The organism is Dokdonia sp. Asnod1-B02 (assembly GCF_045063955.1).
Lineage (GTDB): Bacteria > Bacteroidota > Bacteroidia > Flavobacteriales > Flavobacteriaceae > Dokdonia.
The window spans coordinates 1,050,342-1,070,999 of the sequence record NZ_JBEFNW010000002.1; the positions used below are offsets into that span (position 1 = coordinate 1,050,342).

The window sequence follows — 20,658 nt, forward strand, 5'->3', positions numbered from 1 at the left end:
ATCTAGTGTCAAAACATTGAATACTAGTTGACAATACTAACTGACCCAAATCCTTTCAAAATCATCACGTATGATTCATAAAACTACCCATTCAAAATTTTTATCATTTTTGTTTCTGTTCACAGCTCTTTTTGTGTGTGGATTGAATGCTCATTCACAAACTCAGACCTTAGCTGAAATTCAATCTAAGCCAGGTTGTGCGACAATAACTCAAGCAATAGTTAATGAATTTTATAGTCCTATTCCTGCTGGAGGTGCAAATCCAGGAGATGCTGGTATCGTTGTGGATATAGATATTACAAATGAAACACCTGCTGGAGCTGCTACTTCAGGTAACTATGAAGCGGTAACTGCTGGAAATTTAACTGATGCTCAATATTGTCAAGTAGGAACAGAGGGGCCTGATTTTCTATATAATTTTTCAGTTCCAGCAACGGAAACAGTTACTTGCTCAAGTGCAACTACGGTAATTAGTACCCAAGGTGACTTTAATAGTGGTACAGAGTGGATTGTGGTCATAGATGAAAACAATGAAATAATAGGTGGGATACCTCCAAGTGGGTTGGGCGAATGTACGGGTACTGTAAGTACAATTACTATAGAATTAATAGGTGATGACATATCAGCGCTAGCAGTTGATGGTATTGTAAGTTTAGAATTGAGGTCAAAAGGTGGTACAATTGGAAACAGCGGAAATGAAACTGACGGTCCTTGTCCTTCGCCAGGAAATTGTGCACGTATTGATAGTATTACGTGGGACGTACTTTCTGAGCCAATTTTAAATAATCCTCTTGCTTCGACAGATTTATGTCCTGGTGACTCTACCACAGTTACTGCAGATTCATCTGGAGACAGACCTATAATATATTCATGGTCAGTAGGTCAAGGTGACATTACACTCACGAATACAGATCAACAAACTGTCACCGTTACCGGTGGTACTACGTCAGGTGTTTATGAACTCCTTTTAGAGATGACATATGCGGGAGAACCCGGATGTACAGAAACTTTTTCAGATTCTGCAACAGCGAGAGTGTTACCGCAGCCTACAGTTAGCTCTACGACTATAGAAGAGTGTCAGCAATCACCAACCCAAACCCTTGATGCCAATTTATATCTCTCACTACAACCTGGAGAGAGCGTAACTTGGTATGATGCTCCAACTGCAGGTGTTATTGTTCCAAACCCTATTCAGGACTCAGTTGGCTCTTCTACTTATTATGGAGAAATAACAAATAGTGATGGTTGTTCAAACCCAATTCGTTCAGACGTAACCTTAACAATTTTTCAAGCTCCTTCTAGTACGGACGCTTCAGATGCAGTCTGTTCTGATGAGTTCTATTCGAGAGATCTTACTACGCTTTCTACAGGAAATAGCTTTACTTATAGTGCAACATCTTCAAACCCTGGAGTAATTCCGGCTCCTGCAAATGGTTCTGGAAATGTTATTTCAGGAACATTTACTAATGAAAGTTTAGCTCCCATAACTCTTACATATACAATTACTCCTACAGGTCCTGCACCTAATAACTGTCCAGGAGAAACTTTTGAGCTTGCAGTTACAGTAAATAGACAACCGCAACTCACTTCTTCACAGGACTTAACAGTTTGTACTGCTACAGCCCCTCCTCCTCCAGCAGATTACTTGAGAGCAAATGAGGCAATTGAAGTAGCCGCAGGGACGACGATTACTTGGTATGATGCGTTAACTGGTGGGAATGCAATTCCTGGAAATGATCCAGAACTTACCACTATTGGCTCAATTTCTTATTTTGCAGAGGTTAGTGATACAGGAACTGGGTGTGTTAATCCTATTAGAGAAGAGGTGAACCTTCAGATTGCTACACCACCATTTCCAGCCCTATCAGAGACTGTATGTTCAAGAGAGGAATTAAATATAGGCTTGAATACTTTTGATACCACTTATACTGTTTCTTCTTCAGATCAGGGTAATGTTCCTGCAGGAGCAGATCGTACAACCCCAGTGACAGACAATATTACCGATACGTATATAAATACAACGGCAAATGTTGTTACTATTATATATACCGTTACTTATGAAGATCCAGGAGCATGTAACGGAAATGTCTTTGAAATAGCAGTCACCGTTAATCCTGAGCCAGTGGTATCTAATTTACTTGACACAACAGTTTGCAGTGATATGGCTATCGGTGTAAATCTTGATGTAAGAACCACAAGTGTCGCAGCTGAATCTTGGAGACTCGTGGGTGTTACACCACAAGCGGGACTAATTCCCGCAAGTTCTAATGCATCAGTTGCACCAGTCTTATTTTCGAACGCAATTGCTAATGATGTATTTACAAACACTACCGCTGGAAATTTGACGGTAGAGTATGTAGTACAAGCAACCTCAAATTCTGGATGTGAAGGAGAAACGGAAATAATTACCGTAACTATAGCACCAGCACCAGAAGTGGATGCTGGTCTAGCCTCAGCTGTCATCTGTTATGACGAGATGTATACAGTAACTGGAAGCACATCTAGTAATGGAACGATAATATGGAGTACTAGTGGATCTGGATCGTTCTCAGATAATACAATTGATAATCCAGTATATACTGCGAGCACCTTGGACGTGGATGCTGGTGTAGTGACTTTAACTAAAACAGTAACTGGTGAGGATTCTTGTTCTACAACTAAGGTCTCGGATACTGTTACTTTAACAATCAGTGAAGAGCCAACAGTTGAAGCTGGAGCCGCTGCTTCCTTATGTTCTGATGCTAGTCCTTATATATTAAGTGATGCTATTATCGGTGGCGGAGCGACTATGGGAACTTGGTCACTAACGACAAGTCCTGCAGGTGGTGATGGGGCATTAAGCTCAACTGCTGCAACAGCTACTCCTGAGACAGTAACTTTTACAGCTACGGTACCTGGAGATTACATACTGACATTGACAAGTGACTTTACTGCACCTTGTGCTGCAGCAACAGATACGGTAACTATTACTGTGGAAGATGAGCCAACAGTAGCAGTGGCATCGCCAACGGCAACTATCTGTTTTGATGATATGTTTACGGTTGCTGGAAGTACTTCTACTAACGGAACCATTGCTTGGACGACTAGTGGATCTGGTTCATTCTCAGACAATACGATTGACAATCCTGTTTATACAGCAAGCGCACTTGACGTGGATGCAGGAGTAATAACACTTACCAAAACAGTAACTGGAACAGGAGCTTGTGCTTCGAGTACAGTATCTGCTTCAATAGCATTAACAATCAGTGAAGAGCCAACAGTAGAGGCTGGAGCAGCTGCTTCTCTATGTTCTGATGCTAGTCCTTATACATTAAGTGATGCTACTATTGGCGGCGGAGCTACGATGGGAACTTGGTCACTAACGACAAGTCCTGCAGCTGGTGATGGAGCATTAAGCTCAACTGCTGCAACAGCTACTCCTGAGACAGTAACTTTTACAGCTACGGTACCTGGAGATTACATACTGACATTAACAAGTGACTTTACTGCACCTTGTGTTGCTGCAACAGATACGGTAACCATTACGGTGGAAGATGAGCCAACAGTAACAGTAGGATCGCCAGCGGCAACTATTTGTTTTGATGATATGTTTACGGTTGCTGGAAGTACTTCTACCAACGGAACGATCGCTTGGACTACTAGTGGATCTGGTTCATTCTCAGACAATACTATTGACAACCCTGTTTATACAGCAAGCGCACTTGACGTGGATGCAGGAGTAATAACACTTACCAAAACAGTAACAGGAACGGGAGCTTGTGCTTCGAGTACAGTATCTGCTTCAATAGCATTAACAATCAGTGAAGAGCCAACAGTAGAAGCTGGAGCCGCTGCTTCTCTATGTTCTGATGCTGGTCCTTATACATTAAGTGATGCTACCATCGGTGGTGGAGCAACTACGGGAACTTGGGCACTAACGACCAGTCCTGCAGGTGGTGATGGAGCATTAAGCTCAACTGCTGCAACAGCTACTCCTGAGACAGTAACTTTTACAGCTACGGTACCTGGAGATTACATACTGACATTAACAAGTGACTTTACAGCACCTTGTGTTGCTGCAACAGATACGGTAACCATTACTGTGGAAGATGAGCCAACAGTAACAGTAGGATCGCCAGCGGCAACTATTTGTTTTGATGATATGTTTACGGTTGCTGGAAGTACTTCTACCAACGGAACAATCGCTTGGACTACTAGTGGATCTGGTTCGTTCTCAGATAATACAATTGATAATCCAGTATATACTGCGAGCACCTTAGACGTGGATGCTGGTGTAGTGACTTTAACTAAAACAGTAACTGGTGAGGATTCTTGCTCTACAACAAAAGTCTCTGATACTGTTACTTTAACAATCAGTGAAGAGCCAACAGTGGAAGCTGGAGCAGCTGCTTCCTTATGTTCTGATGCTGTTTCTTATACATTAAGTGATGCTACTATCGGTGGCGGAGCTACTATGGGAACTTGGTCACTAACGACAAGTCCTGCAGGTGGTGATGGTGCATTAAGCTCAACTGCTGCAACAGCTAATCCTGAAACAGTAACTTTTACAGCTACGGTACCTGGAGATTATGTATTAACATTAACATCTGACTTTACAGCACCTTGTGTTGCTGCAACAGATACGGTAACCATTACTGTGGAAGATGAGCCAACAGTAACAGTAGTCTCTCCAACGGAAACTATTTGTTTTGATGATATGTTTACGGTTGCTGGAAGTACATCTACCAACGGAACGATTGCTTGGACGACTAGTGGATCTGGATCTTTTACAGATAACACAATTGACAATCCTGTGTATACTGCAAGCGCACTTGATGTAGATGCTGGAGTAATAACCCTTACAAAGACAGTAACTGGAACAGGAGCTTGTGCTTCGAGTACAGTATCTGCTTCAATAGCATTAACAATCAGTGAAGAGCCAACAGTTGAAGCTGGAGCCGCTGCTTCTTTATGTTCTGATGCTGGTCCTTATACATTAAGTGATGCTACAATTGGTGGCGGAGCTACTATGGGAACTTGGTCGCTTACGACTAGTCCTGCAACAGGGGATGGTGCATTAAGCTCAACGGTTGCCACCGCTAATCCTGAAGCAGTAACTTTTACAGCTACGGTACCTGGAGATTATGTATTAACATTAACATCTGACTTTACAGCACCTTGTGTTGCTGCAACAGATACGGTAACCATTACTGTAGAAGATGAGCCAACAGTAGCAGTAACATCACCAACGGCAACGATTTGTTTTGATGATATGTTTACGGTTGCTGGAAGTACTTCTACCAACGGAACAATTGCTTGGACGACTAGTGGAACAGGAACTTATGACAATGCTACGGCAGAGAATCCAATATACACTGCGAGTACACAAGATGTAAGCGCAGGAGCAATAACACTTACCAAAACAGTAACTGGAACAGGAGCTTGCGCTTCGAGTACAGTATCTGCCTCAATAGCATTAACAATCAGTGAAGAGCCAACAGTAGAAGCTGGAGCAGCTGCTTCTTTATGTTCTGATAATGGCGCATATGCCTTAAGTGATGCTACCATCGGTGGCGGAGCGACTATGGGAACTTGGTCACTAACGACCAGTCCTGCAGGTGGAGATGGAGTATTAAGCTCAACTGCTGCAACAGCTACTCCTGAGACAGTAACTTTTACAGCTACGGTACCTGGAGATTATATACTGACATTAACATCTGACTTTACAGCACCTTGCGTTGCTGTAACAGATACAGTAACCATTACTGTGGAAGATGAGCCAACAGTAGCAGTAGCATCACCAACGGCAACTATCTGTTTTGATGATATGTTCACGGTTGCTGGAAGTACATCTACCAACGGAACGATTGCTTGGACTACTAGTGGATCTGGTTCATTCTCAGACAATACTATTGACAACCCTGTTTATACAGCAAGCGCACTTGACGTGGATGCAGGAGTAATAACACTTACCAAAACAGTAACTGGAACAGGAGCTTGTGCTTCGAGTACAGTATCTGCCTCAATAGCATTAACAATCAGTGAAGAGCCAACAGTTGAAGCTGGAGCAGCTGCTTCTCTATGTTCTGATGCTGGTCCTTATACCTTAAGTGATGCTACTATCGGTGGCGGAGCGACTATGGGAACTTGGTCACTAACGACCAGTCCTGCAGGTGGAGATGGAGTATTAAGCTCAACTGCTGCAACAGCTACTCCTGAGACAGTAACTTTTACAGCTACGGTACCTGGAGATTATATACTTACATTAACATCTGACTTTACTGCACCTTGCGTTGCTGTAACAGACACGGTAACCATTACTGTGGAAGATGAACCAACAGTGGCAGTAGCATCACCAACGGCAACTATTTGCTTTGATGATATGTTTACGGTTGCCGGAAGTACTTCTACCAACGGAACAATTGCTTGGACTACTAGTGGATCTGGTTCATTCTCAGACAATACGATTGACAATCCTGTTTACACAGCAAGCGCACTTGACGTGGATGCTGGAGTAGTAACACTTACCAAGACAGTAACAGGAACAGGAGCTTGTGCTTCGAGTACAGTATCTGCTTCAATAGCATTAACAATCAGTGAAGAGCCAACAGTTGAAGCTGGAGCCGCTGCTTCCTTATGTTCTGATGCTGGTCCTTATACCTTAAGTGATGCTACTATCGGTGGCGGAGCGACTATGGGAACTTGGTCACTAACGACCAGTCCTGCAACAGGAGATGGAGCATTAAGCTCAACTGCTGCAACAGCTACTCCTGAGACAGTAACTTTTACAGCTACGGTACCTGGAGATTACATACTAACATTAACAAGTGACTTTACAGCACCTTGTGTTGCTGCAACAGATACGGTAACCATTACTGTGGAAGATGAGCCAACAGTAGCAGTAGCATCACCAACGGCAACTATTTGTTTTGATGATATGTTTACGGTTGCTGGAAGTACTTCTACTAACGGAACCATTGCTTGGACTACTAGTGGGTCTGGATTCTTTTCAGATAATACTATTGATAATCCTGTATATACTGCAAGTCAATTAGATGTAGACGGAGGTTCGGTGACGCTAACAAAGACAGTAACAGGAACAGGCGCTTGTGCTTCAAGTACAGTGTCAGCTTCAATAGCATTAACAATCAGTGAAGAGCCAACAGTTGAAGCTGGAGCCGCTGCTTCCTTATGTTCTGATGCTGGTCCTTATACCTTAAGTGATGCTACTATCGGTGGCGGAGCGACTATGGGAACTTGGTCACTTACGACAAGTCCTGCAACAGGAGATGGAGCACTAAGCTCAACTGCTGCAACAGCTACTCCTGAGACAGTAACTTTTACAGCTACGGTACCTGGAGATTATATACTGACATTAACATCTGACTTTACAGCACCTTGCGTTGCTGTAACAGATACAGTAACCATTACTGTGGAAGATGAGCCAACAGTAGCAGTAGCATCACCAACGGCAACTATCTGTTTTGATGATATGTTCACGGTTGCTGGAAGTACATCTACCAACGGAACGATTGCTTGGACTACTAGTGGATCTGGTTCATTCTCAGACAATACTATTGACAACCCTGTTTATACAGCAAGCGCACTTGACGTGGATGCAGGAGTAATAACACTTACCAAAACAGTAACTGGAACAGGAGCTTGTGCTTCGAGTACAGTATCTGCCTCAATAGCATTAACAATCAGTGAAGAGCCAACAGTAGAAGCTGGAGCAGCTGCTTCTCTATGTTCTGATGCTGGTCCTTATACCTTAAGTGATGCTACTATCGGTGGCGGAGCGACTATGGGAACTTGGTCACTAACGACAAGTCCTGCAGGTGGTGATGGAGTATTAAGCTCAACTGCTGCAACAGCTACTCCTGAGACAGTAACTTTTACAGCTACGGTACCTGGAGATTATATACTTACATTAACATCTGACTTTACTGCACCTTGTGCTGCAGCAACAGACACGGTAGCCTCAATAGCCTTAACAATCAGTGAAGAGCCAACAGTGGAAGCTGGAGCCGCTGCTTCTTTATGTTCTGATGCTGGTCCTTATACCTTAAGTGATGCTACTATTGGTGGCGGAGCGACTATGGGAATTTGGTCACTAACGACCAGTCCTGCAGGTGGAGATGGAGCATTAAGCTCAACTGCTGCAACAGCTACTCCTGAGACAGTAACTTTTACAGCTACGGTACCTGGAGATTACATACTGACATTAACAAGTGACTTTACAGCACCTTGTGCTGCTGCAACAGATACGGTAACAATAACTATAGAAGATGAGCCAACAGTAACAGTAGCATCACCAACGGCAACTATTTGTTTTGATGATATGTTTACGGTTGCTGGAAGTACATCTATCTACGGAACGATTGCTTGGACTACTAGTGGGTCTGGATTCTTTTCAGATAATACGATTGATAATCCTGTGTATACTGCAAGTCAATTAGATGTAGACGGAGGTTCGGTGACGCTAACAAAGACAGTAACTGGAACAGGCGCTTGTGCTTCAAGTACAGTATCTGCCTCAATAGCCTTAACAATCAGTGAAGAGCCAACAGTGGAAGCTGGAGCCGCTGCTTCTTTATGTTCTGATGCTGGTCCTTATACCTTAAGTGATGCTACTATCGGTGGCGGAGCGACTATGGGAACTTGGTCACTAACGACCAGTCCTGTAACAGGAGATGGAGCATTAAGCTCAACTGCTGCAACAGCTACTCCTGAGACAGTAAGTTTTACAGCTACGGTACCTGGAGATTACATACTGACATTAACAAGTGACTTTACAGCACCTTGTGTTGCTGCAACAGATACGGTAACCATTACTGTGGAAGATGAGCCAACAGTAGCAGTAGCATCACCAACGGCAACTATTTGTTTTGATGATATGTTTACGGTTGCTGGAAGTACTTCTACCAACGGAACGATTGCTTGGACTACTAGTGGAACAGGTACCTATGACAATGCTACGGCAGAAAACCCAATATATACAGCGAGTACACAAGATGTAAGCGCTGGAGTAGTTACACTAACAAAGACAGTAACAGGAACAGGCGCTTGTGCTTCAAGTGTGGTTACTGCATCAATAGCATTAACAATCAGTGAAGAGCCAACAGTAGAAGCTGGAGCAGCTGCTTCTTTATGTTCTGATAATGGCGCATATACTTTAAGTGATGCTACCATCAGTGGTGGCGCAACTACTGGAACTTGGTCACTTACGACCAGTCCTGCAACAGGAGATGGAGCATTAAGCTCAACGGTTGCCACCGCTACTCCAGAAACAGTAACTTTTACCGCTACGGTACCTGGAGATTATATACTTACATTAACAAGTGACTTTACAGGACCTTGTGTTGCTGCAACAGATACGGTAACCATTACTGTAGAAGATGAGCCAACAGTAGCAGTAGCATCACCAACGGCAACGATTTGTTTTGATGATATGTTTACGGTTGCTGGAAGTACTTCTACCAACGGAACAATTGCTTGGACTACTAGTGGAACAGGAACTTATGACAATGCTACGGCAGAGAATCCAATATACACTGCGAGTACACAAGATGTAAGCGCAGGAGTAATAACACTTACCAAAACAGTAACTGGAACAGGAGCTTGTGCTTCGAGTACAGTATCTGCCTCAATAGCATTAACAATCAGTGAAGAGCCAACAGTAGAAGCTGGGGCAGCTGCTTCTCTATGTTCTGATGCTAGTCCTTATACATTAAGTGATGCTACCATCGGTGGCGGAGCGACTATGGGAACTTGGTCGCTTACGACTAGTCCTGCAGGTGGAGATGGAGCATTAAGCTCAACTGCTGCAACAGCTACTCCTGAAACAGTAACTTTTACAGCTACGGTACCTGGAGATTACATACTGACATTGACAAGTGACTTTGCTGCACCTTGCGTTGCAGCAACAGATACGGTAACAATAACTATAGAAGATGAACCAACAGTAACAGTGGCATCGCCAACGGCAACTATCTGTTTTGATGATATGTTTACGGTTGCTGGAAGTACTTCTGCCAACGGAACCATTGCTTGGACGACTAGTGGATCTGGTTCATTCTCAGACAATACGATTGACAATCCTGTTTATACAGCAAGCGCACTTGACGTGGATGCAGGAGTAATAACACTTACCAAAACAGTAACTGGAACAGGCGCTTGTGCTTCAAGTACAGTATCTGCCTCAATATCCTTAACAATCAGTGAAGAGCCAACGGTGGAAGCTGGAGCAGCTGCTTCCTTATGTTCTGATGCTAGTCCTTATATATTAAGTGATGCTACTATTGGTGGCGGAGCGACTATGGGAATTTGGTCACTAACGACCAGTCCTGCAACAGGAGATGGAGCATTAAGCTCAACTGCTGCAACAGCTACTCCTGAGACAGTAACTTTTACAGCTACGGTACCTGGAGATTACATACTGACATTAACAAGTGACTTTACAGCACCTTGTGTTGCTGCAACAGATACGGTGACCATTACTGTGGAAGATGAGCCAACAGTAGCAGTAGCATCACCAACGGCAACTATTTGTTTTGATGATATGTTTACGGTTGCTGGAAGTACTTCTACCAACGGAACAATTACTTGGACTACTAGTGGATCTGGTTCATTCTCAGACAATACTATTGACAACCCTGTTTATACAGCAAGCGCACTTGACGTGGATGCAGGAGTAATAACACTTACCAAAACATTAACTGGAACAGGAGCTTGTGCTTCGAGTACAGTATCTGCCTCAATAGCATTAACAATCAGTGAAGAGCCAACAGTAGAAGCTGGGGCAGCTGCTTCTCTATGTTCTGATGCTAGTCCTTATACATTAAGTGATGCTACCATCGGTGGCGGAGCGACTATGGGAACTTGGTTACTAACGACAAGTCCTGCAGGTGGTGATGGAGCATTAAGCTCAACTGCTGCAACAGCTACTCCTGAGACAGTAACTTTTACAGCTACGGTACCTGGAGATTATATACTTACATTAACATCTGACTTTACTGCACCTTGTGCTGCAGCAACAGACACGGTAACCATTACTGTGGAAGATGAACCAACAGTGGCAGTAGCATCACCAACGGCAACTATTTGCTTTGATGATATGTTTACGGTTGCCGGAAGTACTTCTACCAACGGAACAATTGCTTGGACAACAAGTGGATCAGGATTCTTTTCAGATAATACTATTGATAATCCTGTGTATACTGCAAGTCAATTAGATGTAGACGGAGGTTCGGTGACGCTAACAAAGACAGTAACTGGAACAGGCGCTTGTGCTTCAAGTACAGTATCTGCCTCAATAGCCTTAACAATCAGTGAAGAGCCAACAGTGGAAGCTGGAGCCGCTGCTTCTTTATGTTCTGATGCTGGTCCTTATACCTTAAGTGATGCTACTATTGGTGGCGGAGCGACTATGGGAACTTGGTCACTAACGACCAGTCCTGCAGGTGGAGATGGAGTATTAAGCTCAACTGCTGCAACAGCTACTCCTGAGACAGTAACTTTTACAGCTACGGTACCTGGAGATTACATACTGACATTAACAAGTGACTTTACAGCACCTTGTGTTGCTGCAACAGATATGGTAACAATTACTGTGGAAGATGAACCAACAGTAGCAGTGGCATCACCAACGGCAACGATTTGTTTTGATGATATGTTTACGGTCGCTGGAAGTACTTCTACCAACGGAACAATTGCTTGGACTACTAGTGGAACAGGAACCTATGATAATGCTACGGCAGAGAACCCAATTTATACAGCGAGTGTACAAGATGTAAGCGCTGGAGTAGTAACACTTACAAAAACAGTAACAGGAACAGGCGCTTGTGCTTCAAGTGTGGTTACTGCATCAATAGCATTAACAATCAGTGAAGAGCCAACAGTAGAAGCTGGAGCAGCTGCTTCTTTATGTTCTGATAATGGCGCATATACTTTAAGTGATGCTACCATCAGTGGTGGCGCAACTACTGGAACTTGGTCACTTACGACCAGTCCTGCAACAGGAGATGGAGCATTAAGCTCAACGGTTGCCACCGCTACTCCAGAAACAGTAACTTTTACCGCTACGGTACCTGGAGATTATATACTTACATTAACAAGTGACTTTACAGGACCTTGTGTTGCAGTAACAGATACAGTAACAATTACTGTGGAAGATGAACCAACAGTTGACGCAGGACCAGCTACAGCTGAAATCTGTGAAGATGAAATGTATACAGTTGTAGGCGGTTTGTCTACAAACGGAACAATTGCTTGGACTACAAGTGGAACTGGTAATTTTTCAAGTACAACAGTTGATAACCCAATCTATACTCCAAGTACTTTAGATATTAATTCGGGATCAGTAACGCTTACTAAAACTCTTACGGGATTAGGTGCTTGTTCTTCTTCAATAGTTTCTGATACTACAGTGCTTACAATTAATTTACTGCCAACTCCAACAATTACAGCTCCATCTAATGTTTGTACAGGAGAGCCAGCACTAGATCTGACTACTGTAGTTTCTCCTGCTTTTGCAACTGGAGGAATAGGAACAACTATTACTATAGATGGTGTAGCAAATACAACCTTTGATCCAGCGATTGAAACTCCTGGACCACACACAATAGAATATACTTTCGTAGACGCTGTTACTGGATGTACAAATTCAGTTACAACTTCGATTATTGCTTGTGCTCCATCACTCGCTCTTGTAAAAACAAGTGCTTATACAGATACCAATGGTGATGGTGTGGTAAGTCCTGGAGATATGATTGCTTACACTTTTGTGGTGACTAACACAGGTAATGTGACAGTAACATCGATTGATGTGACAGATACTAATTTGACACCAAGTTTAGTAGGTACGATTGCGAGTCTAGCTCCAATGGCCAACCAAACACTAACGGCTAGTTATACCATTACTCAGGCAGATGTAAATGCAGGAGAGGTAATCAATGAAGCAGTTGCTTCTGGTGAGGATCCTAACGGAAATACGGTAAGTGATGATTCTGATTCTGGTAACCCAGCAGATGATTCTGGAGCTGGTGATGATGATACGGTAACACCGCTGCCATCTTCTTCAGAGCTTAGTCTTGTTAAGAGTTCAACTTTTGATGCAGTTACTAATAGTATTACCTATACTTATATCGTTGAGAATACTGGTAACACTACAGTAAATGATATCACAATTGCAGAAACTACATTTACAGGTACAGGAACAACACCAACGCCAGTTTATTCGGCTGGAGGTTTTGATCTAGATGGTGATGCAGATGCTTTTGATGCAAACCCTGGAGATGTGCTACAGTTTACTGCTACTTATGTATTAACTCAAGCAGATATTGATGCTGGAGTTGTAGATAATGAAGCGCTTGCTAGCGGAACAGATCCAGCAGGAGCGACGGTAACAGATGCTTCTGATTCTGGGAATGCTGCAGATGATACTGGAGCTGGAGATGATACGACGAGTACTCCAATCCCTGCAATGCCAATGATTGAGCTTGTAAAATCAAGTACATATGTAGATAATGCGCCTGCTGGACTTACGGTAGGAGACCAAATCGATTATATATACACGGTTGAAAATACAGGAAATGTAACTGCCAATGATGTGACGGTAACGGAGACTAGCTTCTCGGGAACAGGAACAACACCTACACCATTATACCAAATGGGTGGTGGAGATCTTGATGGTGACGGTGATGCATTTGATGCAGCACCTGGGGATGTACTCACATTTACTGCGAGCTACATATTAACACAAGATGATATCAACGCTGGAACGGTAGTAAACGAGGCAACAGCTTCGGCAACAGATCCAAGTGGTAATCCAATAACCGATGCTTCTGATTCTGGTAACGCTGCAGATGATACTGGAGCTGATGATGATGCTACTGTAACGCCACTTCCTGTGGAGAGTGAGATAGCTTTCGCGAAAGCGGTATCGGCACTTACAGATACCAACGGCGATGGTTTATTAGGAGCAGGAGATCAAGTGACTTATACCTTTACAGTAACAAATACTGGAAGTACAACAATTAGTAATCTTACTGTAAACGATGCAACGATAGGACTTAGTAATGCAGTGGTAACCCCATCTACATTACAACCTACGGAGATGGGAAGTGTAACAGCAAACTATATCTTAACTCAGGCCGATGTAAATGCTGGGAATGTAGAAAACACAGCAACGGCAACAGGAACAGATCCAAATGGAGTTGCTGTAACCGATGTGTCTGATAGTACAAATCCTAATGATGACGAAGGTCAACCAGGAAACTCAGATGCAGATGCAGATGATACGAATGATCCAACGAACTTACCAATACCTGCAACACCTGCACTCGCTCTTGTAAAGACTAGTGCTTATGCAGATACCAATGGTGATGGTGTGGTAAGCCCTGGAGATATGATTGCTTATACTTTTGTGGTGACTAACACAGGTAATGTGACAGTAACATCGATTGATGTGACAGATACTAATTTGACACCAAGTTTAGTAGGTACGATTGCGAGTCTAGCTCCAATGGCCAACCAAACACTAACGGCTAGTTATACCATTACTCAGGCAGATGTAAATGCAGGAGAGGTAATCAATGAAGCAGTTGCTTCTGGTGAGGATCCTAACGGAAATACGGTAAGTGATGATTCTGATTCTGGTAACCCAGCAGATGATTCTGGAGCTGGTGATGATGATACGGTAACACCGCTGCCATCTTCTTCAGAGCTTAGTCTTGTTAAGAGTTCAACTTTTGATGCAGTTACTAATAGTATTACCTATACTTATATCGTTGAGAATACTGGTAACACTACAGTAAATGATATCACAATTGCAGAAACTACATTTACAGGTACAGGAACAACACCAACGCCAGTTTATTCGGCTGGAGGTTTTGATCTAGATGGTGATGCAGATGCTTTTGATGCAAACCCTGGAGATGTGCTACAGTTTACTGCTACTTATGTATTAACTCAAGCAGATATTGATGCTGGAGTTGTAGATAATGAAGCGCTTGCTAGCGGAACAGATCCAGCAGGAGCGACGGTAACAGATGCTTCTGATTCTGGGAATGCTGCAGATGATACTGGAGCTGGAGATGATACGACGAGTACTCCAATCCCTGCAATGCCAATGATTGAGCTTGTAAAATCAAGTACATATGTAGATAATGCGCCTGCTGGACTTACGGTAGGAGACCAAATCGATTATATATACACGGTTGAAAATACAGGAAATGTAACTGCCAATGATGTGACGGTAACGGAGACTAGCTTCTCGGGAACAGGAACAACACCTACACCATTATACCAAATGGGTGGTGGAGATCTTGATGGTGACGGTGATGCATTTGATGCAGCACCTGGGGATGTACTCACATTTACTGCGAGCTACATATTAACACAAGATGATATCAACGCTGGAACGGTAGTAAACGAGGCAACAGCTTCGGCAACAGATCCAAGTGGTAATCCAATAACCGATGCTTCTGATTCTGGTAACGCTGCAGATGATACTGGAGCTGATGATGATGCTACTGTAACGCCACTTCCTGTGGAGAGTGAGATAGCTTTCGCGAAAGCGGTATCGGCACTTACAGATACCAACGGCGATGGTTTATTAGGAGCAGGAGATCAAGTGACTTATACCTTTACAGTAACAAATACTGGAAGTACAACAATTAGTAATCTTACTGTAAACGATGCAACGATAGGACTTAGTAATGCAGTGGTAACTCCATCTACATTACAACCTACGGAGATGGGAAGTGTAACAGCCAACTATATCTTAACTCAAGCCGATGTAAATGCTGGAAATGTAGAAAACACAGCAACGGCAACAGGAACAGATCCAAATGGAGCTGCTGTAACCGATGTGTCTGATAGTATAAATCCTAATGATGACGAAGGTCAACCAGGAAACTCAGATGCAGATGCAGATGATACGAATGATCCAACGAACTTACCAATACCTGCAACACCTGCACTCGCTCTTGTAAAAACAAGTGCTTATGCAGATACTAATGGTGATGGAGTGGTAAGTCCTGGAGATATGATTGCTTACACTTTTGTGGTGACTAACACAGGTAATGTGACAGTAACATCGATTGATGTAACAGATACTAATTTGACGCCAAGTTTAGTAGGTACGATTGCGAGTCTAGCTCCAATGGCCAACCAAACATTAACGGCTAGTTATACCATTACTCAGGCAGATGTAAATGCAGGAGAGGTAATTAATGAAGCGGTTGCTTCTGGTGAGGATCCTAATGGAAATACGGTAAGTGACGATTCTGATTCTGGTAACCCAGCAGATGATTCTGGAGCTGGTGATGATGATACGGTAACCCCGTTGCCATCTTCTTCAGAGCTTACTCTTGTTAAGAGTTCATCTTTTGATGCGGCGACTAATAGTATTACCTATACTTATACTGTTGAAAATACTGGTAACACTACAGTAAATGACATTACGATTGCAGAGACTACATTTACGGGAACAGGAACAACACCAACGCCAGTTTATTCGGCTGGAGGTTTTGACTTGGATGGTGATGCAGATGCTTTTGATGCAAGTCCTGGAGATGTGTTACAGTTTACTGCTACTTATGTATTAACTCAAGCAGATATTGATGCTGGAGTTGTAGACAATGAAGCGCTTGCTAGCGGAACTGATCCAGCAGGAGCGACAGTAACAGATGCTTCTGATTCTGGTAATGCTGCAGATGATACTGGAGCGGGAGATGATACGACGAGTACTCCAATCCCTGCAATGCCAATGATCGAGCTTGTAAAATCAAGTACGTATGTAGATAATGCACCTGCTGGACTTACAGTAGGAGACCAAATAGATTATATATACACGGTTGAAAATACAGGAAATGTAACTGCCAGTGATGTGACGGTAGCTGAGACTAGCTTCTCGGGAACTGGAACAACACCTACACCATTATACCAAATGGGTGGTGGTGATCTTGATGGTGACGGTGATGCGTTTGATGCAGCACCTGGCGATGTGCTTACATTTACTGCGAGCTACATCTTAACACAAGATGACATCAATGCTGGAACGGTAGTGAACGAAGCAACAGCTTCGGCAACAGATCCAAGTGGTAATCTAGTAACAGATGCTTCAGATTCTGGTAACGCTGCAGATGATACTGGAGCTGATGATGATGCTACTGTGACGCCACTTCCTGTGGAGAGTGAGATTGCTTTCGCGAAAGCGGTATCGGCACTTACAGATACCAACGGCGATGGACTTTTAGGAGCAGGAGATCAAGTGACTTATACCTTTACAGTAACAAATACTGGAAGTACAACCGTTAGTAATCTTACTGTAAACGATGCAACGATAGGGCTTAGTAATGCGGTGGTAACTCCATCTACATTACAACCTACGGAGATGGGAAGTGTAACAGCCAACTATATCTTAACTCAAGGTGATGTAAATGCTGGGAATGTAGAAAACACAGCAACGGCAACAGGAACAGATCCAAATGGAGGTGCCGTGGCGGATGTGTCTGATAGTACAAATCCTAATGATGACGAAGGACAACCAGGAAACTCAGATGCAGATGCAGATGATACGAATGATCCAACCAACTTACCAATACCTGCAACACCTGCACTTGACCTTGTAAAAACGAGTGCTTATGCAGATACTAATGGTGATGGTGTGGTAAGCCCTGGAGATATGATTGCTTATACCTTTGTGGTAACAAACACGGGTAATGTGACAGTAACATCGATTGATGTGACAGATACTAATTTGACGCCAAGTTTAGTAGGTACAATTGCGAGTCTAGCTCCAATGGCCAACCAAACATTAACGGCTAGTTATACCATTACTCAGGCAGATGTAAATGCAGGAGAGGTAATTAATGAAGCGGTTGCTTCTGGTGAGGATCCTAATGGAAATACGGTAAGTGACGATTCTGATTCTGGTAACCCAGCAGATGATTCTGGAGCTGGTGATGATGATACGGTAACACCGCTACCATCTTCTTCAGAGCTTACTCTTGTTAAGAGTTCAAGTATAGACATTGCGTCAAATACAATTACTTACACATACACTGTAGAGAATACTGGGAATGTAGCAGTATTTGATATAGTACTTGTTGAAACGGCCTTCTCAGGAACTGGTGCTACGCCTGTACCTGTATATACAGGAGGTGGAGTTGATTTAGATGGCGATGCAGATGCCTTTGATGCAAGTCCAGGAGATATGCTATTCTTTACAGCTAGCTACTTGCTAACGCAAATTGATATTGATGCTGGAGTAGTTACAAATCAAGCTGAAGTAAACGGTACATCTCCAAATGGAGCGACAGTATCTGATGAGTCTGATTCTGGCAACGATGGTGATAATACTGGTAATGATAATGATCCTACTAATACATTTATACCTCAAGATGCAAGTATGAATCTTGATAAGATTGGAGTTCTTGACGATGGAGGTGATGGATTACAAGCTGGTGATATTATTACATACACATTTACTCTAACAAATACTGGAACAACAACAGTTGCAAATCCGGTACTAACAGATCAATTACTTGGAGGTGTTATTGCAGGTCCTGATTCGGGAGATGTAAGTAACGTGTCTGTTCTTGATGTAGATGAAGTGTGGATTTACACAGCGACCTACGCATTAACACAAGATGATGTAGATGCTGGAATGGTCGTGAATACAGCAACTATTGCTGGAAGCGCACCTAACGGAGAACCTGTGGTAGACACATCTGATGATCCGAACGATAACACTAACGTTGATCCTAATACAGATGGTAATCCTGATGACCCAACAATTGTTGATTTCGGATGTATGCCTAATATATCTCTGTTTAAAGAAGATATCGCATTTAGTGGTGACGTTACAAACCCAGTCCCAGGTGATATCATAACGTTCCAATTTACAGCGGTAAACACAGGGAATATTACACTTTTAAATGCGGAAATATTTGACGCGCTGCTAGGTGGTTTCGTTGGTGAATTTGAAGAAATATTAGTTGGACAATCTCTAACAACCACACAAACATATACTATCACACAAGATGATATTGATACGGGTTACGTGCTCAATACTGCATTTATTGTTGCAGACCCTGTGGGGGCAGATTGTGATGAAGTAAGAGATGTTTCTCATGATAGAGACTTTGCAACAAGTGGAGTTGATTCTGATGGAGATGGTGATCCTTCTAATGATGTTCTAGTAGATTCTGATGGAGATGGAGATCCTGATAACGATACGGAAGTATTCTTACAGCAAAATCCAGTAATTGTTATTACTAAAACGTTCGTTTATTTAGACACAAATGGTAATGGCTCTATAGACTTGGGTGATCAATTACAGTATAACTTTGTCGTAGTTAATAACGGAAACGTTACTATTACAGACGTTGTTGTAAATGATCCATTATTAGGTGGTATTGTTGGAGTGATTGATGTACTCACACCTTCTGATACAGGTAATGTAACTGCTACTTATAACTTAACACAGGCGGATATTGATACAGGAAGTGTTACTAATACAGCCACGGCTATAGGTAATGATCCATTTGATAACGATGTTACCTCTACAGATACAGTTGTATTTGATATAGATGATATGGGAGGTATTACTTTAGTAAAAGCAGCCCAGCTACAAGACACGAACAATAGTAACACCGTAGATGTGGGAGATGAAATCTTGTACACGTTTACAGTTACTAATACTGGGAATGTAACAGTCACTAATGTTGAAATAAACGATAGTACAATCGGAGTAAGTAACCTACCTATTGTGCCTAGTACATTGCAGCCTGGAGAAAGTGGAATTGCAGTAGCTGCATATGTCCTTACACTAGATGATATCATGGTTGGAATGATTATAAACTCGGCAGAAGCAAGTGCGATAGATGCAATGGGGCAGACGCTTACGGATGTGTCGGATAGTGCTAATCCTGCAGACGATACAGGAGCGGGAGATGACCCTACGGTAACAATGTTTGAAGTAGCTAATATTTCTTTACAGAAAATGGGAGAATATATTGATACCAACCTCAATAATATAGTAGATCAAGGTGACCGTATTGATTACATGTTTACTGTGACAAATACAGGTAACACACCATTGTTTGACGTAAGTGTCGACGATAGCTTAGTAGAGATAGATGGAGGTCCAATTGATCTCGCAATAGGGGAGACTGACAGTTCTACATTCAGCGCTAGTTACATTCTTACTAATGAGGATGTGGCCAACGGAAGTGTTTTAAACACAGCTACTGTAACTGCAAGAACTGCCAATGGAGCTATTGTAACAGATGTTTCAGATGATCCTACAAACTCTACAGATAATGACGAGAATAATGATGGTGAACCAGATGATCCTACTATTACAATATTAGATGTAGAACAAGATTTGGAAATTTTCAATGAAATTTCTCCTAATGGCGATGGTGTGAATGAAACCTTTGTTATTCAAGGATTACAAAATTATCCTAACAATGTTCTTCGCATTTATAACAGATGGGGTAATGTTGTTTTTGAAGAAGCAAACTATCAAAATAACTTTGACGGTACTTCAAATGGTCGAGCAACCGTTGAGAGAGGTGAGAAGCTGCCAGTAGGTACATATTATTACCTTCTAGACCTTAATGATGGAAGTTCGGGTCGTGCAGGATGGTTATATATAAACAGATAATT

Annotated in this window: 1 protein-coding gene; it reads left to right on the forward strand. The window is 42.6% G+C overall.

The window, feature by feature from the left end; translation table 11 throughout:
* The first annotated feature begins 70 nt into the window (after nt 1-70).
* Entirely contained in the window at nt 71-20,656 is a 20,586-nt protein-coding gene (locus ACJJVU_RS04810; RefSeq protein WP_405222857.1) for a gliding motility-associated C-terminal domain-containing protein, read from the forward strand.
* The last annotated feature ends 2 nt before the right edge of the window (nt 20,657-20,658 follow it).

Excerpts from the sequence above, each read along its gene's own strand:
- ACJJVU_RS04810 (WP_405222857.1), top strand. The coding sequence starts at position 71 with ATGATTCATAAAACTACCCATTCAAAATTTTTATCATTTTTGTTTCTG.